The organism is Embleya sp. NPDC127516, assembly GCF_044765325.1.
In the GTDB taxonomy this organism is placed as follows: domain Bacteria; phylum Actinomycetota; class Actinomycetes; order Streptomycetales; family Streptomycetaceae; genus Embleya.
Genome location: NZ_JBIWJT010000012.1, coordinates 256,571 through 276,655, shown reverse-complemented (window position 1 = coordinate 276,655; position 20,085 = coordinate 256,571). Strand labels below are relative to the sequence as shown.

The window sequence follows — 20,085 nt, the reverse complement described above, 5'->3', positions numbered from 1 at the left end:
TCACGCCGGCATCACCTCGGGGAGGTCGCCGCGTTCCCCCGGCTTCGAGGGTCGCGCCGGAACCGGTCCCGCGACGGGATCGAGACCGGACTTGCGCTGTTCGTGGAAGGCCAGGATCTGCAACTCGATGGACAGATCCACCTTGCGCACGTCCACGCCCTCGGGCACCGAGAGGACCGTGGGCGCGAAGTTCAGGATGCTGGTGATGCCGGCGGCGACCAGCCGATCGGCCACCTCCTGCGCGGCCGGCGCGGGCGTGGTGATCACGCCGATCGACACATGGTCCTCGCGCACGATCTGCTCGAGGTCGTCCATATGGCGCACCGCCATGCCCGCGATCCGCTGACCGGTGACCGCCCGATCGGCGTCCAGAAGCGCCGCGACCCGGAATCCCCGGGAGGCGAACCCGCCGTAGTTGGCGAGGGCGTGACCCAGGTTTCCTATGCCGATGATGGCGACCGGCCAGTCTTGGGTGAGCCCGAGTTCACGCGAGATTTGGTACACGAGATACTCGACGTCGTAACCGACCCCGCGGGTGCCGTAGGAGCCGAGATACGACAGGTCCTTGCGCAACTTCGCCGAATTCACCCCGGCGGCAGCGGCGAGTTCCTCGGACGAGACCGTGGGAACACCCCGCTCCGACAGCGCACTGAGCGCCCGGAGGTACAGCGGAAGCCGCGCCACCGTCGCCTCGGGGATGCCACGTCCCCGTTGCGCCGGTCGCTCGGTACGCCCTGTAGCCACGCTGCTCCTGTGGGTGGGACCTGGGATTTCGATTGCCAGGTTAGGCTTTTGTGAACGTACGCACAAAGTAGGTGTCCGATTTGCGCGCCTGTCGTGATGCTCGTCACGCCTTGGTTCCGAAGCGGAGCGTGAACTCGATCACACGAGGTGACCTTCGCGTGGTCCATGCGTAGTCGTGGTATCCGATCGCGCACGCCCCCTCACCGTACGTGTCGGCGATATTTCCCTCCGGCGGCCCCTTCGCCGGCCCCTCGCCCGGCGTCCGCCACGCGGCCGGCCCGGGACCGGGATCCGCTCAGCCGCCCAGTGCGCGACGCAGCCGCCGCTCGTCCACCCGCCAGAAGTCGTGCTGCCTGCCGTCCACCATGGTCACCGGGATCTGCTCCCAGTACTTGTGCTGCAGCTCCGCGTCCTGGGTGATGTCGACCTCCGTCCAGGTCACGCCCAGCTCCCCGGTCACCCGTTCGATGACGGCGCGGGCGTCGTCACACAGGTGACAACCGGGCTTGCTCAACAGCGTCACGGTGCGGGTCGCGGCGTCGGTACGGCGGCGGAAGAGATTCACGTCCTCGATTGTCACCCGCCGAGGGCGCCGGCCAGAAGGCCGCTCCCGGACCGGCCCGATCCGGTCCCGGCGACGCGCCGGACGAGGCCGGGCTTCATCCGGGCGGCGCGCCGTCGCAAGACGACCGCCACACACCCGCAATACGCGCCTACTACGCTCGGCTCCATGGTTCTCTTGCGCCGGCGATCGACGACCAAGAACACCAACGACAGTGCCGTGCGGGCGGGTGAGGCCGCCGCCGCGGCGGCACACGCGAGCGTCCCGCCGCGCGCCCTCGGCGACGACGGCCTGCCGCCGCGGATCGGCGCCGCGTTCTTCGACCTCGACAACACCGTGATGCGCGGCGCGTCGATCTTCCACCTGGCCCGGGGGCTGTACGCGCGCCGGTTCTTCGGCACCCGCGACATCGCCCGGTTCGGCTGGCAGCAGGCCCGGTTCCGGCTCGGCGGCGAGCACATGGGGCACGTCGGCGACGCCCAGGAGATGGCGCTGTCGTTCGCCAAGGGCCACACCGTCGAGGAGATCCGGGTGATCGGCGAGGAGATCTTCGACGAGTGCATGTCGGACAAGATCTGGCCGGGCACCCGGGGACTGGCCCAGATGCACCTGGACGCGGGTCGCCAGGTGTGGTTGGTCACCGCCGCACCGATCGAGATCGCCACCACGATCGCCGGCCGACTGGGTCTGACCGGCGCGCTGGGCACCGTCTCCGAGACCCGGGACGGCGTGTACACCGGGCGCCTGGTCGGCGAACTGCTGCACGGCGAGGCCAAGGCGGAGGCCGTCCGCGCGCTCGCGGTGAGCGAGGGCCTGGACCTGACCGACTGCTCGGCCTACAGCGACTCGGCCAACGACATCCCGATGTTGACCCTGGTGGGCGATCCGTGCGCGGTCAATCCGGACGCCCGACTACGCCGCCACGCCCGGGCGAACGGGTGGCGTGTAAAGGACTACCGCACCGGTCGCAAGGCCGCCCGGATCGGGCTGCCGGCCGCCGCCGGCGTGGGCGCGGTCGCGGGTGCGCTGGCCGCCGGCACCGCCGTTCGGCGCCGGGTGCCGGGCCGCGTCTGAGCGGTCCGCCCGAACACCCCCACACCCCCCGCGACCTGCGACGAGGGGGTCGTTTGCGGCTGTCCCGGGACACCCGATCGACGGCGAGTTGTCCGCATATAGCACACCCGACCCGTGACAACCCGGCAAACACGCAAAGAGCACACAACAGCGGTCGATCCCGGTAGCTTCACAACGCCGATGGGCACACTTGGTATCCCTTCCTTTACTAAGCGTTATTCTCGATCGGCGCACGGCGGTATCCAAGTTCCCTACTATGGGTGATCGATTCCGCACCGAACGTAATTACCGCTGAAGCAACAGGGAGTCCCGTGCACCGAATCGTCCGGGTTGACGTGTCCGGGCTGGCGACACTGCGTGCGGCGGTGTGCGCGAGCTTTGCCCCCCCGTCCGTCGGCTTCGCCGCCACCGCCGGTTACGGCGCGGGGGTTTGCTACGCGACCCCGGCCGGACCCGTGGGCTTCGCCCTCGCGTCGCGCGCCGGCACCACCGAACCGACCCGTCCGACCCGAGGATCCGGGTACACCCGGGGACCGGGTCCGGACGGCGAGGCCCGCCGCATCATGGCCCTCGTCGAACTCGCCCAGGACGGCGACGGCGACGCATTCGCCCAGCTTTACGACAACTACTTCGACACCGTCTACCGGTACATCTACTACCGGGTCGGCGGCCGCGCCGTCGCCGAGGACCTGACCAGCGAGACCTTCCTGCGCGCGCTGCGTCGGATCGGCACCTTCACCTGGCAGGGCCGTGACTTCGGCGCCTGGCTGGTGACCATCGCGCGCAACCTGGTCGCCGACCACTTCAAGTCCAGCCGGTTCCGCCTGGAGGTCACCACCGGGGAGATGCTCGACGCGAACGAGGTCGAGTCCAGCCCCGAGGACTGTGTCCTGGAATCGCTGTCCAACGCGGCCCTCCTGGACGCCGTGCACAAGCTCAACCCCCAGCAGCAGGAATGTGTGACCCTGCGCTTCCTGCAGGGACTCTCGGTCGCGGAGACCGCACAGATCATGGGTAAGAACGAGGGGGCGATCAAGACGTTGCAATACCGCGCCGTACGGACCCTCGCCCGACTGCTGCCCGAGGACGTGCGGTGAATCACACTTCCGTAACCTTCGGGGTCGCCGGATCGTTCTCCTCGATAGCGAACCCCTTCGGGGATCGTTGCGGCGGGGAGCCGCCCTGTGGCCCCCGACCCGGAGACTTCCCTGGACGGACATCCGGGGAGAGGAGGTGCGGCCTGTGAGCATTGCGGCCCTGGATCGGCGACCCGCGAACGCCTTCGCGCGAGCCCTCGACGAGAACGACCGCAACAACCGATCGGCAGAGCCCCCGCCCGGGCTGGCCCCGCTACTGCGGACCGCCGAGCTGCTGCGAGATCGGTCCGAGTCGGCACCCGTGCCGAGCACGGACTTTCGAACCGCGCTCCGGCAACGGCTGCTGGACGAGGCCGCGGCGCTGCCCGCGACCGAGGGCAGCGCCACCGTGCCCGCGCCCCGCGGCGCGCACCGGCGCAAGGAGCTCGCGGCCCCGCCGCGCACCGTGCGCTGGCGTCGGCGCGCGGCCATCGCGGGCACGTTCGTCGTGGTCACCGGCAGCGGCCTCGGCGGGGTGGCGTACGCCAGCTCCGACGCGCTGCCCGGCGACATGACGTACGGCGTCAAGCGCACGGTCGAAGACTTCAAGATCTCGCTCGCGGACAACGACCACGAGCGCGGCGAGCGCTATCTCCAGCAGGCCGAGACCCGAATGGGCGAGGCCGAACAACTGCTCAAGCGGACCGGCCGAACCCCCGCCGACAAGGCGACGGTGCGGCACCTGCGGCAGGTGCTCGACGACTGGCGCGAAGAGGCCGACAAGGGCCGCGCGCTGCTCACCGACCACTTCCGCAAGAGCGGCAGCGAAGGCCCGATGCGCAATCTGGCCGACTTCGCCCGGTCCGGCCACGAGCGCATGGACCGGATCGGCGACCGCCTCCCACCGGAGCTCGCCTCCGAGCGGGACCGGGTCCGTACCCTGCTCACCGCGATCAACGAACAGGTCGCCCCGATCGCGGGCACCGCGGGCAAGACCTCGTCCGCACCCGCCGAGAATGGGCGCTCCGGCGGCTCGCCGGCCGCTCCGGGCGCGAACCCGCCCGGCGGGCCGGACACCGGGTCACACCCGCTCGCCCCGCAACCGCCCGGCTCGGGCGGCACCGCGGCGAACGGCGCACCGCAGCCGAACGGCTCGGCGGCACCGGGCGGTTCCGCTCCACAGCAGCAGCCGCAGAACGGCGGCCTGCTGCCGGGGCTGAACATCCCGCTGCTCGGCGGCCCGCCCGCGCAGAGCCCCAGTGCCCAGTCCGGTGGCGCGGGCACGACGCCGACCCCGGCGAAGACGCCCAAGGGTCAGATCCTGCCGCCGCTGCTGCCCGGCCTGCCGGGTATCGGGCTCAACCTGCTCGGCCCCGCGGAGGACGAACCGCAGGGCTGACCCCGACCGGGCCGGGCCCGGTCGACCGGTGAAGACGCGAGCGGCTCGTGGACGAGTGTCCACGAGCCGCTCGCGCCGTGTGCCGAAGCCCGGGAGGCGCGCCCCGGAGGAGGCCGAAGCCGGAGCGCGCCCGCGAAGCCGGGGAACCCGTGAAGCCCTAGAAGAAGACCGACCGCCGCTGCATCAACAACCGATAGATGGTGTGCTGGATGGTCTCGCGCACCTCGTCGGTCAGGTTGAAAACGACCATCGGGTCGTCCGCCGCCTCCTCCGCGTACGCGTCCGTATGGATCGGCGCGCCGAACTCGATCCGCCACCGGGTGGGCAGCGGCACCAGGCCGAGCGGGCCGAGCAGCGGGAAGGTAGGCGTGATCGGGAAGTAGGGCAGGTTCAGCAACCGGGCCAGCGTGCGCACGTTGCCGACCATCGGGAAGATCTCCTCGGCGCCCACGATCGAGCAGGGCACGATCGGCACCTGAGTGCGCAGCGCGGCCGAGACGAACCCGCCGCGCCCGAAACGCTGGAGCTTGTACCGCTCGCTGAACGGCTTGCCCAGGCCCTTGTAGCCCTCCGGCCACACCCCGACCAACTCGCCCTTGGCGAGCAGCCGTTCGGCGTCCGCGTGGCACGCGAGGGTGTGTCCGCTCTTGCGCGCCACCGAGCCCACCAGCGGCAATTGGAAGACCAGGTCGGCGGCGAGCAGTCGCAGGTTGCGTTGGTCGGGGTGGTGGTCGTGCACCGCCACCTGCGTCATCAGCGCGTCCACGGGCAGCGTGCCCGAGTGGTTCGCGACGATCAGCGCGCCGCCCTTGGCCGGGATGTTCTCCAGGCCGCTGACCTCGATCCGGAAGTACTGCTCGTACACCACCCGCAGCGCGGCCATCAGTTTGTCGTTGAGCTCGGGGTCGAAGCCGAACTCGTCCACCTCGTAGTCGCCGGTGATCCGCCGTCGCAGGAAGGCCAGCCCGTCCGCGGCCTTGTCCTCCCAGCCCGGTCCGGCCACACCGTCCAGGAGTCCGGCGGCGGCACCGCCCACGACCCCGCCCACCGCGCCCGCGAGCGAGCCGAGCAGCGAGCGCCCGGTCCCGGGCGCGCGCCTGGGCCCGGCGCCCGGCGCCTCCTCGCGCTCGCGGATCGCCCGCCCCTCGATCGACCGCACCGGCACCTCGCCCTCGACCGGCTCGGGCACCCGGACCGCCCGCGCGGGTCGGGCGGGCCGCCGCGCCGACCGGGGCGCGGGCGTCCGCGCTCCGGAGGCGGCGCCGTCGAAGGGAATGATCCGGGCGTCACCCATCGGGGCTCCTCCTGGTGAGCAGCAACGTGGCGAGTCGATCGGGCACCTGTGCCAGGCGCCTGGGGTCGAGCAGACCGGCCGAATATCGACCCCAGGCATAGTCGGCGAACGTCTCGGCCGTGCTCCTGGCCGCGACGAAGCCCAGTTTCTCCCGGGCGCGCGTGGGGTCGACCACACGCCCATGGGTGAGCAGTCGCACCTGCTCGGCGGACAGGTGCACCGAACCCGCGCGGCGCAAACCCTGATTGACCAGGCCGACCGCGGCGGCCGGGAAGGGCAGCACCGGTCGACCGAGCCGACGCGCGGCCTGGGACAGGAACAGCACCCCCTCGGCGGCGATGTTGTAGGTGCCCGGCCGATCGGCCAGTACGGCGATCCGCAGCGCCTCCAGCAGGTCGTCCTCGTGCACGAACTGCAGGCGCGGGTCGTAGCCGAGCACCGTCGGCAACACCGGGAGCGCGAAGTAGGAGCCCATCGGCGAGTCGGTCCGCGGCCCGAGCTGCGGCGCGAACCGCAGCACCGTGACCGCGACATCCGGCCGGCGCCGGGCGAAGCCGCGCACGTAGCCCTCGATCTCCACGGCGTCCTTGGCCCATCCGGCGGAGGGCTGCACGCGCGGTTCGGTGTCCTCCGCGAACAGCGCGGGGTCGCGCGGCGAACCGCCGTAGACGGCGGTGGTCGAGCGCACCACCAGGCGGCGGATGGAGGGCGCCTTCTGGCAGGCGGCGAGCAATTGCATGGTGCCGATGACGTTGGTCTCCTTGATCGAGACCGCACCGCCCTGGGTCGACGGCAGTTCACTGGGACTCAGGTGCACCACGGTGTCCACCGCCGCCGAGGCGACCACCTTGGCGATCATCGGGTTGCGGATGTCGGCGAGCACGAAGTCCACGCCGTCCGGAGTGGACCCGGGCTCGACCAGGTCGACTCCGATCACCCGGTCGACTCCCGGCTCGTCGCGGATCATCCGCACGAAATCGGCCCCCGGGTCGCCAGCGACCCCGGTGACCATCACAACACGTCCCACGCTGTGCCTCCCCCCGCCCATGTTTGCTCGCCAGGTGATCGCCATGCGCTCGAATGGTGACGGAACGCATACGCGAGACGACAGGTTCCCAACGTATCCGTACCGACTACCCACCGGACGCACGTTTACGAGGCGTTCACACCGGTGGTGCACATATGCGGATCGGGAAACCCACCGGCAACGCCCCGAAAAGCACGACGACCGCCCGTCGCGCCCCCCGGAAGGGAACACGACGGGCGGTCGCCCAAGGCTTCAGCGGCATACGCCGGTGGGATGCCTACTTCTTGTTGCGACGCTGCACACGCGTCTTCTTGAGAAGCTTGCGGTGCTTCTTCTTCGCCATGCGCTTGCGACGCTTCTTGATGACAGAGCCCACCGACAACCCTCGCTCACGTGACGTTCCTACCGCGCGGAGCCGGATCAGCCCGCACAACTGGGGGCCAGCCTACTCGCCGCCCCGGCCCACCTCTAAACGAGGCGGTCCGTAATGCCCCCCTACGCTGTTTCCACGTAGGAGTCTCGCAGGTAGTCGTGGACGGCCTGCTCCGGAACTCGGAAGGACCGACCAACCCTGATGGCCGGCATCTCGCCACTGTGGACCAGGCGATACACCGTCATCTTGGACACCCGCATCACCGCGGCCACCTCGGCCACAGTCAAGAAGTTGACCTCGTTGAGAGGCCTCTCTCCAGAAGCCATGACGCACCGAACCATTCAGCACGCGTCGGGCGCCGGCTTCCCCTCCGGCGACTGCCACACGCACGTGCGTCCCTCCAGAGTAGTGGCGTGTGGTACCAGTGGGGAAGAGGAGTAGTTATCCCACCTGAATCGCCCATCAGGCTGTTTTATGGATTGATTCCGGACAGTCCGGACCGATCGAGGACGTAGGCCATGAGCGGTTTGTACAGATGTGGCGCGACGTTGTCGTCCAGCGGAACGACCACCTCGACCCGGCCCTCCTCGGCCGCCACGAACAGCGCGGGGTCGTTGCAATCCGCGAATCCGATCGCCGGAACCCCCGCCTGACCCGCGCCGCCGGCCCACCCGTGGTCGCCGATCAGCAGATCCGGGAGCGGCTCGTTGCGGGCCGCCAGCTCGGCCAGCATCGCCCGAACGCCGCGCGCGGAGTGGGTGTGCCGGAAATCTCCCGTGTCGTCGACCACCATCGCCACGTCGCCCCGGTAGCGCACGGTGCGGCTCTGCCCGCCCTCGGCGGTCGGCGTGCGATAGGTCCAGCCCGCTGCGGGGCGCAGGAGCGTACACCCGGCGTCGCGCAGCACGCGCGCCAGCGTGCGGTACCAATCCTGTAGGCCGTCCGGGTGACCCGTCGCAACGATGACCCGCTCGCGGCGCTTCGCGGCGAGGGCGACCCGATCGGCGTAGGCGTCCAGGGCGGCGATGGTCAGGTCCGGGTCGATGGTGTCCTGGCCGCTGCGGTGGGCCGGGTCGGCGACCACTCCGCAACGGCGCACCATCAGCGCCAGCACGTCGTCCGCGTTCCACCGACCGTCCGGTTCGAGGCCGAACAGATGGCCCGGGTGCCGCTCGCTCATCAGTCGGTAGTGCCGGAGGTTGTTCTCTCTCGACGTCGCCACGTCACCGGCGATCCGGCCGCGCACGAGGTGGGAGCGAAGCTCCGAGGGGGTGGGAACCGCAACGGTCACGCACAGCTCCTTGAGTCACGGGTCGAGGTCACGGGAGGCATCGCGACCACGGGTCACAGATCGAACATCGGGTCGAGGCCGTGGGCCGGGAAGACCGCTCGGCGGGTGGCCAGAATTGATTGGTCGGTCCGGTCCGCCGGGTCGTACCCCGTGGAGAACGGCCGAAAATCGCCGGTCCCGCCGTCGGTCATCCGCTGCGGTCCCGACTCGCGGGTGAGCATGCGGACCTCCTCGCGCCAGTCGAGCGGTACGTCCCGGGTGGGTTCGATGGGGTGGCCGGCCGCCTCGGCCACCAGGTGCGTCCAGGTGCGTGGGACCACGTCCACCGCCGCGTAGCCTCCGCCGCCGGTGGCTATCCAGCGCCCGCCTGCGTGTTCGTGCGCGAGCGCGTGCAACGCGGCATGCGCCGTGCGCTGCGCGTCCACGCTCAGCGCGAAGTGGGCCAGCGGGTCCTCCACGTGGGTGTCCGCGCCGTGTTGGGTCACCAGCGCGTCCGGGCGAAACGCGGCGAGCAGCGGCGGCACCACCGCGTGGAACGCGCGCAGCCACGCGGCGTCGGCGATGCCGGGCGGAAGCGCGAGGTTGGCCGCGAAGCCCTCGGCGTCCGGCCCGCCGACCTCGTCCGGGAAGCCGGTGCCCGGGAACAGGAAGCGCGGGCTCTCGTGCAGGCTGATGGTGAGCACGCGCGGGTCGTTCCAGAACGCCTGCTGCACGCCGTCCCCGTGGTGCACGTCGATGTCCACGTAGGCGACCCGCTCGGCGCCGAGTTCGAGCAGGCGGGCGATGGCCAGCGCGGGGTCGTTGTACACGCAGAAACCGCCCGCCGAGGCGGGCATCGCGTGGTGCAGGCCGCCCGCGAAGTTGATCGCGTGGTCGGCGCCGTCCGGGTGTTCCGGGCCCAGCCAGACCGCGTCGGCCGCGGCGATCGAGGCGCCCGCGATCAACGCGGACACGTCGTGCATGTCGGCGAACGCGGGAGTGTCCACGGTGCCGAACCCATAGCTCTGATCGGCCCGCCCGGGGTTCTCGGAGGCGGCCCGCACGGCGGCCACGTAGGCGGCGGTGTGCACCGTGGTCAGTTGCTCGTCGGTGGCGGTCCCAGGCGTGCACACCCGCAGTTCCGGCAGGTTGTGCAGGCCGAACGCGCGGATCAGGTCGATGGTCAGGCGCAGCCGTACCGGTTTCATCGGGTGCCACGAGCCGAAGTCGTAACCGGTCATCCGGTCGTCCCACATCACCCGCACCGCTCGACTCATGCGGTCACGCTACCGCCCGACCCGGCTCACGATCATCGGTCGTGAGCGGGTTCACCGTGCGGGGCGAAGGCACGGGCCAGCGGCACCACGGCGAGCACCAGGAACAGCGGTACGAGCATCGCGACGCGGAACGAGGCGAGGTCGGCGATCCCGCCCACGAGCGGGGTGCCGATCAGGAAGCCGACGTAGTTGAAGATGTTGAGCCGGGCCACCGCCTCGTCCGCGTCCCGCGGCGACTGCCGGCCGCCCGCGGCGAACGTCTGCGGGACCAGTACGCACAGGCCCACGCCCAGGATCACGAAGCCGAGCAGGCCCACCGCGGCGTGCGGGGCGGCGAGGACCACCGCGAAACCGGCCGCCGCGACCACGGCCCCGCCGCGGACCACGTTGACCATGCCCCAGCGGCGTACGCCGAGGTCGCCGACGCCGCGGCCGATCAGCGTGGTGATCATGTACGCGATGTAGGGGACCACCGCGAACGCCTCGGAGCTGTCCAGCACCTTCTCCAGGTAGACCGCGCTCCAGTTGGCCACCGTCGAGTCGCCGATGTAGGCGAACGTCATCACCAGGCACAGCGGGATCAACGGGCGCCAGGGCAGCTTGTACGCGGGCCGCTCCGGGTCGACGGGCTCGGTGGCCGGCGCCGCGGTGTCCGCGCGCAGGTAGCCGGGGCCGACCACGAGTAGAGCCGGCACGGTGAGCACGGCGGCGCCCGCGTACATCCACACCAGCGCGACGTCGCCCCACGCGCACAGCCCGGCGACCCCGGCGCCGGCCAGGCCGCCGAGGCTGTAGGAGGCGTGGAAGCCGAGCATGATGCTGCGCCCGGCGCGGCCCTGGATCGCCACGCCCTGCATGTTCATCGTCGCGTCCACCGCGCCCAGGGAGAGCCCGAACACGAAGAGCACGATCGCCAGTTGCCACAGCCGATCGCCCGCGCCGACCCCGATCAGGATCGCGCAGACGATCGGCTGGGACACCCGGAGCACGGTGTGGCTGCCGTAGCGCTTGGCCAGCGCGCCGGCGAGCACGCTGCCGACGCCGGCGACGATCGGCACCACCGACAGGACCGCGGTCAGCGTGCCGTCGCCCATGTCGTAGCGGCGCTGGATCGCCGGGATCCGGGTCACCAGGAGCGCGAAGGAGGCGCCCTGGATCAAAAAGCACGCGAGCAGGCTGAAGCGCGCGCGGCGCAGCGCTTCTTCCTTGGACGGCCCGGCCGCCGGTTCGGTCACCTGCATGGGCGTGCACGCTACCGACGGGTCACTTCCACGGACAGAGGCCGGGAAGATCTTTTGATGAATCGTCAGATTCCCTGGGCGGAAAAACCGCCCGAAGCCCCTCGGATGCCCAGCAGTTCCGGCAGGTCCGCCATGTCCTTGAACAGCGAGTCGGCGTCCGCGAGCCGCTCGGGCGGGGTCATCGCGGCATAGCCGTAGACGGTCATCCCGGCGGCCCGCGCGGCCTGGACCCCCAGCGGACTGTCCTCGATCACCACGCACCGCGCCGGGTCGACGCCCATCGTGGCGGCGGCGTGCAGGAACAGGTCGGGCGCCGGCTTGCCCTGCGCGACGTCCTGGCTGCTGAACAGGACCGACTCGGGAAAGTGCCGGATCAGCCCGGTCCGGGTCAGCGCGAGCCGGATCCGCTCGTGCGTGCCGGAGGAGGCGAGGCAGTACGCGACGCCCGCGCGGTCGAGCGCGGCGAGCACGTCGGCGACCCCGACCACGGCCTCGAGTTCGGCCCGAAACCCGGCGAACACCCGCTCGTGGTAGACGTGGTCGAAATCGGCGGGCAGCGTGACGCCGTCCCGCTCGCGGACGATCGTGTGCACTCGCGCCATGGTGCCGCCGAGGTAGTCGCGCAGCGAGTCCTCGTAGCTGGTGGGCACGCCCAGTTCGGTGAGCAGCCCGGCGAGCGCCCGGTTGGCGATCGGCTCGCTGTCCACCAGCACACCGTCGTTGTCGAAGACCACCAGTTCGGGCTTCACTTGAGGCCCTCGGCGATCTCCTGCGACCGGTTGCTCGCGGCTTCCAGCGCGGCGAGCAGCGCGGCGCGCACGCCGTGGTTCTCCAGCTCGCGGATCGCGGCGATCGTGGTGCCGGCCGGCGATGTCACCGCCTCGCGCAGCAGCGTGGGGTGCTCACCCGAGTCGCGCAGCATCACCGACGCGCCGATCGCGGCCTGCACGATCAGGTCGTGCGCGGCGGCGCGCGGCAGGCCGAGCAGGATGCCGGCGTCGGTCATCGCCTCGACCAGGAAGTAGAAGTAGGCCGGACCCGAGCCGGACAGCGCGGTGACCGCGTCCTGCTGCTTCTCCGGAACCCGGATGGTCTTGCCCACCGACCCGAAGATCTCCTCGACCCGGCCCAGGTGCTCCTCGGTGGCGTGCGCGCCGCCGGAGATGGCGCTCATCCCCTCGTCCACCAGCACCGGCGTGTTCGACATGACCCGCACCACGGGGGTGCCGGCGGCCAGGCGCGCCTCCAGGAACTTGGTGGTGATGCCCGCCGCGCCGCTGACGATCAACCGGTCGGCGGGCACGTGCGGGGCCAACTCGTCCATCAGCGCGGCCATGTCCTGCGGCTTGACCGTCAGGATCAGGATGTCGGCGGCCTTGGCCGCCTCGGCGTTGGTGACCGCCTCCACGCCGTAGCGGCGGCGCAGATCCTCGGCGCGCTCGGCCCGGCGGGCGGTGACCAGGAGGTCGTCCGGGCTCTTGCCCGCCCGGATCATCCCGGACAACAGCGCTTCACCGATCTTCCCGGTGCCGACGACGGCAACCCGCTGAGCCATGGCCCCACACTTTCTCGCGTTCGTTGGTCCAACCGGAGGCACGGATGCCTCCGGTGGCCACCGTACGGTACGTACACGTGTCCTATGGGGTGCGTCGACGCAGGGTCGGCGCGCCGAGTGCCAGGGCCGCCAGGACGCAGCCGGCGATCACCGCGACATCGCGAAGCAGCAGGCCGGAGACCTCGTTGTCGGTGGTCAGCCGGGACATCGCGTCCACCGCGTAGGACAGCGGGAGCACGGCGGAGACCGCTTCGAGCACCGGCTGCATCTGCGCGCGCGGCACGAACAGCCCGCACAGCAGGAACTGCGGCAGGATCACCGCGGGCAGGAACTGCACGGCCTGGAACTCGGTGTGGGCGAAGGCGCTCACCAACAGCCCGAGGGCGAGCCCGAGCAGCGCGTTCAGTACCGCGACGCACAGGATCAGCCAGGTCGGTCCGGCCACGTCCAGGCCGAGCAGGCCGATCGCGAGCCCGGTGGCCACGACCGCCTGGACCACCGCGACCAGACCGAACGCGAGCGCGTACCCGCCGATCAGTTCGAGCTTGCGGATCGGCATGGTGAGCAGCCGCTCCAGCGTGCCGGTGGACCGCTCGCGCAGCGTGGCCACCGAGGTGACCAGGAACATCACCACGAACGGGAAGATGCCGAGCAGTGGCCCGCCGATCCGGTCGAACCGCTGCGGTTCGGCGTCGTAGAGCCAGTACAGCAGCGTGAGCAGCAGGCACGGCACCAGCAGCATCAGCGCGATGGTGCGCGGGTCGTGCCGCAGTTGACCGAGCACGCGGCGCGCGGTGGCGGTGGTGGCGGTGCCGGTCATGACGCGCTCCCGGAGGTCGAGATCGAAGCGGCGACGGAGGTGCCGGCCGGGGTCGAAGCGGCCGGGCCGCGCGCGGAGTCGACCAGCGCGAGGAAGGCGGACTCCGCGTCCCGGGCCCCGGTCCGCTCGAGCAGCGCGGCGGGGGTGTCGTCGGCGAGCAGCGCGCCGTCGCGCAGCAGCAACAGCCGCTCGCAGCGCTCGGCCTCGTCCATCACGTGGCTGGAGACCAGCAGCGTGACGCCGTCGGCGGCGAGCCGATGGAACAGACCCCACAGGTCCCGGCGCAGCACCGGATCGAGGCCGACCGTGGGCTCGTCCAGGACCAGCAGATCCGGCTCGCCGAGCAGCGCGGCGGCCAGCGACACCCGGGCCCGCTGTCCACCGGACAGCCGGGCCACCTCGGCGTCCCGGCGATCGGTCAGGTCCACCTCGCGGAGCACCCGGTCCACCTCGCCCGCCGAGGCGCCCAGGATCGCGCCGAAGTAGCGCAGGTTCTCCCGCACGGTCAGGTCCGCGTAGACCGACGGCGCCTGGGTCACGTAGCCGATCGCGCTGCGCAGCCGCTTGTCCCCGGTGGGACGGCCCAACACCTCCAGTCGCCCGCTCACCTGTGCCTGCACGCCGACGATCGCACGCATCAGCGTGCTCTTGCCGCAGCCGCTCGGCCCGAGCAGCCCGGTGACGCTCCCGCGCGGCACGACGAACGACACGTCGTCGAGCACCACACGCCCACCACGCACGATTCGCAGCCCCTCGGCCCGGATCGCGTCCTCGGCATAATTCATCATGTGTTGAATATGCGCTCGCCGGCCCGCTTCGTCAAGGCCCTCCGACCCGGCGGGCCCGCCGGGTCGAGGCCCGGCCCGGCACGACCCCGCACACGACGAAAGGGCGCCCCGGCCGAAGCCGGGACGCCCTTTCGGAAACCGCCGTGGATCAGTCGAACATCGACACGTCACGCACCGCGCCCCGGTCCGCGCTGGTGGCCATCGCCGCGTACGCCTTCAGTGCCGTGCTGACCACCCGGTCGCGGTCGACCGGGCGGTACTTGCCCAGGTCGTGCAGCAGCCGCTCGCGGCGCTCGGCCAGCTCCTCGAAGGAGACCTCCAGCTCGATCCGGCGGTTCGGGATGTCGATCGTGATGATGTCGCCGTCCCGGACCAGCGCGATCGTGCCGCCGGCCGCGGCCTCCGGCGAGACGTGCCCGATGGACAGGCCCGAGGTGCCGCCGGAGAAGCGCCCGTCGGTGATCAGCGCGCACTTCGCGCCGAGCCCGCGGCCCTTGAGGAAGGACGTCGGGTAGAGCATCTCCTGCATGCCGGGACCACCCTTGGGGCCCTCGTAGCGGACCACCACGACGTCGCCCTCCTTGACCCGCTTGGTCAGGATCGCGTCGACCGCCGCCTCCTGCGACTCGACCACGACGGCCGGTCCGGAGAAGGTCCAGATCGACTCGTCCACGCCCGCGGTCTTGACCACACAACCCGCCTCGGCGAGGTTGCCGTACAGGATGCCCAGGCCGCCGTCCTTGCTGTACGCGTGCTCGACGTCGCGGATGCAGCCCGAGGCCACGTCCAGGTCGAGCGAGTCCCAGCGCTCGGACTGGCTGAACGCGGTGGCCGAGCGCACACACCCGGGGGCCGCGTGGAACAGCTCGACCGCCTCGGCGGAGGGCGAACCGCCTCGCACGTCCCAGGTCTTGAGCCACTCGGCGAGCGAGTCGGTGTGCACCGAGCGCACGTCCTCGTGCAGCAGTCCGGCGCGGTACAGCTCGCCCAGCAGCGCGGGCACGCCGCCCGCCCGGTGCACGTCCTCCACGTGGTATGGCGCGTTGTTCGGCGCCACCTTGGCCAGACACGGCACGCGCCGCGAGAGCGCGTCGATGTCGGCCATGGTGAAGTCCATCTCGGCCTCCTGCGCGGCCGCGAGCAGGTGCAGGATGGTGTTGGTCGAACCGCCCATGGCGATGTCCATCGCCATCGCGTTCTCGAACGCCTGCCGGGTCGCCACGTTGCGCGGCAGCACGCTCTCGTCGTCCTGCTCGTAGTAGCGCTTGGTGATCTCCACGACGGTGCGGCCCGCGCCCTCGTACAGCGCCTTGCGCGCGGTGTGCGTGGCCAGCACCGAGCCGTTGCCCGGCAGTGCCAGGCCCATCGCCTCGACCAGGAAGTTCATCGAGTTGGCGGTGAACATGCCCGCGCACGAACCACACGTGGGACACGCGGCGTTCTCGATCCGCTCCAGGTCCTCGTCGGAGACCTGGTCGGACGCGGAGTCGGAGATCGCGGTGATCAGGTCCAGGTGCGGGCGCACCCGACCGTCGACCATCACCGCGGTGCCGGCCTCCATCGGGCCGCCGGAGACGAACACGGCCGGGATGTTCAGCCGCAGCGCGGCCATCAGCATGCCGGGGGTGATCTTGTCGCAGTTCGAGACACACACCATGGCGTCCGCCTGATGCGCGTTGACCATGTACTCCACCGCGTCGGCGATCAGCTCGCGCGAGGGCAGCGAGTAGAGCATCCCGGAGTGACCCATCGCGATGCCGTCGTCGACCGCGATCGTGTTGAACTCGCGCGGGATGCCACCGGCGGCGGAGATCGCCTCGGACACGATCCGGCCGACCGGCTGGAGGTGGGTGTGCCCCGGTACGAACTCGGTGAAGCTGTTGGCAACCGCGATGATCGGCTTGCCGAAGTCCTCACGCTTGACGCCTGCGGCCATGAGGAGCGCGCGAGCGCCCGCCATTTCGCGACCGTGGGTGACCGTCCGAGACCTGAGTTGCGGCACTGCACACACCCTCTCAGCAATTCACCGGTGGATCCGGGGTGCTTTCGAGCTTACGTCCGCGAGCGCCGACGACGGCGCGGACGTCCACTATGCGACCCCCACGAGCGAACCCGGCCCGGCCCGACCGGACCCGACGACCGGACCCGACCCGGCCCGCCGGCGCTCAGCCGGTCAGGTGCCGCTGGAGGATCGGCGCGAGCCGGGCGGCCACCTCCGCCGCCGGCGTCGAGGCGATCGGCTCCAGTCGCAGTACGTAGCGGGTGAGCGCGGTCCCCAGGAGCTGGCTCACGCACAGGTTCACCCGCAGCGCCGCGTCCGCCCCGCCGACCCCCTCGGCCAGGCGCGCGATCAGCTCCGCGCCGACGAACTCGCGAAAGGCCGGGTTGCCGCCGTCGGACACCGCCGTGCGCAGGATGGCCAGCAGCCGGGTGCCGGTGTCCGGGTGCTCCCACAGCGTCACGAACGCCTCGGCCAGCCGCTCGCCCGCGTGCTCGGGGCCCGCCGCGAACACCCGGGCGGCCAGCGCCTCGGGCTCCAGCGGCAGGTCCATGGCCGCGATGAACACCCGGTCCTTCGAGCCGAAGTAGTGGTGCACGAGCGCCGGGTCCACGCCCGCGCCGCGGGCGATCGCGCGCACCGAGGCACCGGCGTAGCCCCGCGCGGCGAACTCGGCGCGGGCCGCGTCCAGGATGCCCTCGCGCGTCGCCGAGGCGTTGCCGCGCCGACCCGGCGGCCGGCCCGGGCCGCGCCGCGTGCCCGCCGACTCGGCGGCCGTTCGCGCCTCAGCCATAACGCCGCTCCGGCTCGGCCTCCGCGGCCAGGTGCAGGCGCGTGTACGCGAGCGCCTCGGCGAGATCCGCCTCACGCTCGGCGCGCGAGGAGCAGCGGCGGGTGTTCACCTCGAGCACGATCGTCCCGGCGAACGAGGTGCGCGCCAGGTGTTCGAGCAGTTCCGCGCACGGTTGGGTGCCGCGTCCGGGCACCAGGTGCTCGTCCTTGAGCGAGCCGCTGCCGTCGGCCAGGTGCACGTGCCCGAGCCGGTCGCCCATCCGGGCGAGCATGTCCATCGCGTCCGAGCGCGAGGTCGCGGTGTGCGACAGGTCGAGGGTGAAGTGGCGGTACTCCTCGTCGGAGGGGTCCCAGTCCGGCGCGTACGCGGCGACCTCCTTGTCCCGGTAGCGCAGCGGGAACATGTTCTCCACCGCGAACAGCACATCGGTCTCGCCGGCCATGCGCTCGATGCCGCGCACGAAATCGCGGGCATAGCTGCGCTGCCAACGAAACGGCGGATGCACCACGACGGTCCCGGCGCCGAGCCGCTCGGCGGCGTCCCGCGCGCGCACCAGTTTGGTCCACGGATCCGTGCCCCACACCCGTTGGGTGATCAGCAGGCAGGGCGCGTGCACGGACAGGATCGGCACGCCGTGATGGTCGGACAGTCGCCGCAGCGCCTCGACGTCCTGGCTCACCGGGTCCGTGGAGACCATCACCTCGATCCCGTCGTAGCCGAGCCGGGCCGCGATCTCGAACCCGTCGGCGGTGGACTCGGGATAGACGGAGGCGGTGGACAGGGCGATCTTCGCGTCGGGGACGCGCAGAACCGCGTCCGGCCCTCGCGCCTCGGACGTGTCGGCCCCCGTACCGTGGAGTATGTCGTGGTCGGCCACGTCGCCCAGAGTAGAACCATCGACCGCCGACACGGCGGTATCGCGCGCATCGGTGCGTCCGAACCGGGGGCCGGACCACGGCATCCGGGTGAGCGGCGGGTCAGTCCATCCAGTCCAGCCGGCGCAGGATGATGCCCTCGCGCAGGGCCCACGGACACACTTCCAGCGCGCTCACGTTGAACAGGTCCAACGCCGCGTCGGCCACTATCGCGCCCGCGACCAGTTGGGGCGCCCGGCCCACGGACACCCCCGGCAGGGCGGCCCGCTCGGCCGAGGTCATCGCCGCGAGCCGGGGCAGCCAGTCGGCCAGTCCGGCCCGGCTGAGCGAGCGCTTGACGTAGGGCCCCTCGCCCGAGGCCGGCGCGCCGGCGATCCGGGCCAGTTGCTTGAACGTCTTGGACGTGGCCACCACGTGGTCGGGCCGGCCGAGCCGGCTGAACTCGGCGACCGTGCGTGCGATCTCCGCGCGTACGTGCTTGCGCAGCACCCGCATCTCGTCCGGCGAGGGCGGATCGGTGTGCAGCCAGGCCCGGGTCAGCCGGCCCGCGCCCAGCGGCAGCGAGGCCGCCGCGTCCGGCTCCTCGTCCACGCCCGCCGCGATCTCCAGCGAACCGCCGCCGATGTCGAGCACGAGCAGCCGGCCCGAGGACCAGCCGAACCAGCGGCGGACCGCCAGGAAGGTCAGTCGCGCCTCGTCGGCGCCGGTGAGCACCTGGAGGTCCACGCCGGTCTCGCGGCGCACCCGATCGAGCACCGCCTCGGAGTTGGCCGCCTCGCGCACCGCGGACGTGGCGAACGGCAGCAGGTCTTCGACGCCCTTGTCCTCGGCGACCTCCAGGGCCGCCGCCATCGTCCGCACCAGCAGATCCACCCCGTGCGGGGCGATGCTCCCGTCCGGCTCCAGGAGCTCCGCCAGGCGCAGTTCGCGCTTGTGCGAGTACGCGGGAAGAGGCCGAGCACCCTGATGGGCGTCGACCACGAGCAGGTGGACCGTATTGGAGCCCACGTCGAGAACACCGAGTCGCATGGTCACGAAGGTAATCCGTCGCCCCCGGCGCGCGAGCGGGGGCGTTCCCTCGGTTGCCACACCTTTGCCCGACGGACCACCCCGCGCCGAGCCCTAGGCTTGTCCCGTGCCTGAGGTAGACCTGGATTTTCCGCGCGCTTGGTTCGAATTCCCCGACCCCGAGGACGCCGATCAACTCTTTCGTTGCGACCTGACCTGGCTGACGTCGCGTTGGCAGTGCATCTTCGGCGCCGGTTGTCACGGCGTCGTGGCCGGCCGCGCGCCGGACGGGTGCTGCTCGCTGGGCGCGCACTGGTCGGACGAGGACGACGAGAAGCGCGTGCTGGCCTGGGCGGAACGGCTGACCCCGCAGACCTGGCAGTTCCACGACCTGGCCCTGGAGCAGGGCGTCAGCGAGTTCGAGGACGGCGACAAGCGCACCCGCCTGGTGGACGGGGCGTGTGTGTTCCTGAACCGTCCCGGGTTCGCCGGCGGCACCGGCTGTTCGCTGCACGCGCTCGCGCTGCGCGAGGGTGTGCACCCGCTGGAGACCAAGCCGGACGTGTGCTGGCAACTGCCGGTCCGGCGCACCTACGACTGGATCGACCGGCCGGACGAGACCCGCGTGCTGATGGTGACCATCGGCGAGTACGACCGGCGGGGGTGGGGACCGGGCGGGCACGACCTGCACTGGTGGTGCACCGGGAGCACCGAGGCGCACGGCGCGGGCGAGCCGGTCTATCTGTCGTACGGTCCGGAACTGCGCGAGCTGATGGGCGAGGCGGCGTACGCGGTGCTGGTCGCGGCCTGCGAGACCCGGCTGGCGGGCGGGCGGCCGATCGCGCCGCACCCGGCGGATCCGGTCGTCTGAGCGGTGCCGGATCCGGTCGCGGGGCCGGTGCCGGATCCG

At 71.4% G+C, this 20,085-nt stretch carries 21 protein-coding genes; 4 read left to right on the top strand and 17 right to left on the bottom strand.

Annotated features, from left to right (window positions below; all coding sequences use genetic code 11):
• Together ACIRL2_RS24715 and ACIRL2_RS24710 are read right to left on the bottom strand one after the other, a co-directional pair.
• Nucleotides 1-744 carry a redox-sensing transcriptional repressor Rex gene (locus tag ACIRL2_RS24715; RefSeq protein WP_078976624.1) on the bottom strand — a complete coding sequence of 248 codons (744 nt, stop codon included), beginning with the start codon at nucleotides 742-744 and terminating at the stop codon, nucleotides 1-3.
• Nucleotides 745-1,039: 295 nt separating this feature from the next.
• Nucleotides 1,040-1,309: a glutaredoxin family protein gene (locus tag ACIRL2_RS24710; protein WP_395866905.1), complete on the bottom strand. Its 270-nt coding sequence runs from the start codon at nucleotides 1,307-1,309 to the stop codon at nucleotides 1,040-1,042.
• Nucleotides 1,310-1,474: 165 nt separating this feature from the next.
• On the opposite strand from ACIRL2_RS24710, the gene ACIRL2_RS24705 reads away from it, so the two are divergent.
• The 3 genes from ACIRL2_RS24705 (at nucleotide 1,475) to ACIRL2_RS24695 (ending at nucleotide 4,855) form a co-directional block, all read left to right on the top strand.
• Complete coding sequence (locus tag ACIRL2_RS24705; protein WP_395866903.1) at nucleotides 1,475-2,380, top strand: HAD family hydrolase; 906 nt, start codon at nucleotides 1,475-1,477, stop codon at nucleotides 2,378-2,380.
• A gap of 311 nt (nucleotides 2,381-2,691) precedes the next feature.
• On the top strand, nucleotides 2,692-3,477 hold the full coding sequence (locus ACIRL2_RS24700) for an ECF subfamily RNA polymerase sigma factor, BldN family (RefSeq protein ID WP_395866901.1): 786 nt from the start codon (nucleotides 2,692-2,694) through the stop codon (nucleotides 3,475-3,477).
• 145 nt (nucleotides 3,478-3,622) lie between these two features.
• On the top strand, nucleotides 3,623-4,855 hold the full coding sequence (locus tag ACIRL2_RS24695; RefSeq protein ID WP_402234558.1) for a DUF5667 domain-containing protein: 1,233 nt from the start codon (nucleotides 3,623-3,625) through the stop codon (nucleotides 4,853-4,855).
• Between the two features lie 157 nt (nucleotides 4,856-5,012).
• Here ACIRL2_RS24695 and ACIRL2_RS24690 read toward each other — a convergent pair whose 3' ends face one another.
• The 15 genes from ACIRL2_RS24690 to ACIRL2_RS24620 all read right to left on the bottom strand — a co-directional run bounded on the left by ACIRL2_RS24690 (nucleotide 5,013) and on the right by ACIRL2_RS24620 (nucleotide 19,196).
• Nucleotides 5,013-6,149: a lysophospholipid acyltransferase family protein gene (locus ACIRL2_RS24690; protein WP_395866897.1), complete on the bottom strand. Its 1,137-nt coding sequence runs from the start codon at nucleotides 6,147-6,149 to the stop codon at nucleotides 5,013-5,015.
• Complete coding sequence (locus ACIRL2_RS24685; protein ID WP_402234557.1) at nucleotides 6,142-7,176, bottom strand: NAD-dependent epimerase/dehydratase family protein; 1,035 nt, start codon at nucleotides 7,174-7,176, stop codon at nucleotides 6,142-6,144. The genes ACIRL2_RS24690 and ACIRL2_RS24685 overlap by 8 nt, the downstream gene beginning before the upstream one ends.
• 277 nt (nucleotides 7,177-7,453) lie before the next feature.
• Nucleotides 7,454-7,552, bottom strand: a complete 99-nt coding sequence (locus ACIRL2_RS24680; RefSeq protein ID WP_012854759.1) for a 30S ribosomal protein bS22 — start codon at nucleotides 7,550-7,552, stop codon at nucleotides 7,454-7,456.
• Nucleotides 7,553-7,671: 119 nt separating this feature from the next.
• A complete protein-coding gene (locus tag ACIRL2_RS24675; RefSeq protein WP_020549639.1) occupies nucleotides 7,672-7,875 on the bottom strand; it encodes a helix-turn-helix domain-containing protein in 204 nt (67 codons plus the stop codon).
• Between the two features lie 146 nt (nucleotides 7,876-8,021).
• Nucleotides 8,022-8,840: a phosphatase gene (locus tag ACIRL2_RS24670; protein ID WP_395866893.1), complete on the bottom strand. Its 819-nt coding sequence runs from the start codon at nucleotides 8,838-8,840 to the stop codon at nucleotides 8,022-8,024.
• A gap of 53 nt (nucleotides 8,841-8,893) precedes the next feature.
• Nucleotides 8,894-10,096 carry an acetoin utilization protein AcuC gene (locus tag ACIRL2_RS24665; RefSeq protein ID WP_395866891.1) on the bottom strand — a complete coding sequence of 401 codons (1,203 nt, stop codon included), beginning with the start codon at nucleotides 10,094-10,096 and terminating at the stop codon, nucleotides 8,894-8,896.
• Between the two features lie 32 nt (nucleotides 10,097-10,128).
• Nucleotides 10,129-11,337 carry an MFS transporter gene (locus ACIRL2_RS24660; RefSeq protein ID WP_395866889.1) on the bottom strand — a complete coding sequence of 403 codons (1,209 nt, stop codon included), beginning with the start codon at nucleotides 11,335-11,337 and terminating at the stop codon, nucleotides 10,129-10,131.
• Nucleotides 11,338-11,402: 65 nt separating this feature from the next.
• On the bottom strand, nucleotides 11,403-12,086 hold the full coding sequence (locus tag ACIRL2_RS24655) for an HAD family hydrolase (protein WP_402234552.1): 684 nt from the start codon (nucleotides 12,084-12,086) through the stop codon (nucleotides 11,403-11,405).
• The gene (proC, locus tag ACIRL2_RS24650; protein WP_395866885.1) at nucleotides 12,083-12,892 is read right to left on the bottom strand and encodes a pyrroline-5-carboxylate reductase; all 810 of its coding nucleotides are present in this window, start codon (nucleotides 12,890-12,892) and stop codon (nucleotides 12,083-12,085) included. Before proC ends, ACIRL2_RS24655 begins: the two co-directional genes overlap by 4 nt.
• 82 nt (nucleotides 12,893-12,974) lie before the next feature.
• A complete protein-coding gene (locus ACIRL2_RS24645) occupies nucleotides 12,975-13,712 on the bottom strand; it encodes an ABC transporter permease (protein ID WP_402234551.1) in 738 nt (245 codons plus the stop codon).
• Nucleotides 13,709-14,500: an ABC transporter ATP-binding protein gene (locus ACIRL2_RS24640; protein ID WP_402234549.1), complete on the bottom strand. Its 792-nt coding sequence runs from the start codon at nucleotides 14,498-14,500 to the stop codon at nucleotides 13,709-13,711. The genes ACIRL2_RS24645 and ACIRL2_RS24640 overlap by 4 nt, the downstream gene beginning before the upstream one ends.
• Before the next feature lie 148 nt (nucleotides 14,501-14,648).
• Entirely contained in the window at nucleotides 14,649-16,502 is a 1,854-nt protein-coding gene (gene ilvD / locus ACIRL2_RS24635; RefSeq protein WP_395866879.1) for a dihydroxy-acid dehydratase, read from the bottom strand.
• Between the two features lie 163 nt (nucleotides 16,503-16,665).
• Nucleotides 16,666-17,292 (bottom strand): TetR family transcriptional regulator, encoded by a 627-nt coding sequence (locus ACIRL2_RS24630; protein ID WP_395866877.1) that lies wholly within the window; start codon nucleotides 17,290-17,292, stop codon nucleotides 16,666-16,668.
• Nucleotides 17,285-18,100, bottom strand: a complete 816-nt coding sequence (locus ACIRL2_RS24625) for a sugar phosphate isomerase/epimerase family protein (protein ID WP_402234617.1) — start codon at nucleotides 18,098-18,100, stop codon at nucleotides 17,285-17,287. The genes ACIRL2_RS24630 and ACIRL2_RS24625 overlap by 8 nt, the downstream gene beginning before the upstream one ends.
• Before the next feature lie 169 nt (nucleotides 18,101-18,269).
• Nucleotides 18,270-19,196 carry a Ppx/GppA family phosphatase gene (locus tag ACIRL2_RS24620; protein WP_395866876.1) on the bottom strand — a complete coding sequence of 309 codons (927 nt, stop codon included), beginning with the start codon at nucleotides 19,194-19,196 and terminating at the stop codon, nucleotides 18,270-18,272.
• A 106-nt stretch (nucleotides 19,197-19,302) separates the two neighbouring features.
• On the opposite strand from ACIRL2_RS24620, the gene ACIRL2_RS24615 reads away from it, so the two are divergent.
• A complete protein-coding gene (locus ACIRL2_RS24615) occupies nucleotides 19,303-20,046 on the top strand; it encodes a hypothetical protein (RefSeq protein WP_395866874.1) in 744 nt (247 codons plus the stop codon).
• Nucleotides 20,047-20,085 lie beyond the last annotated feature (39 nt).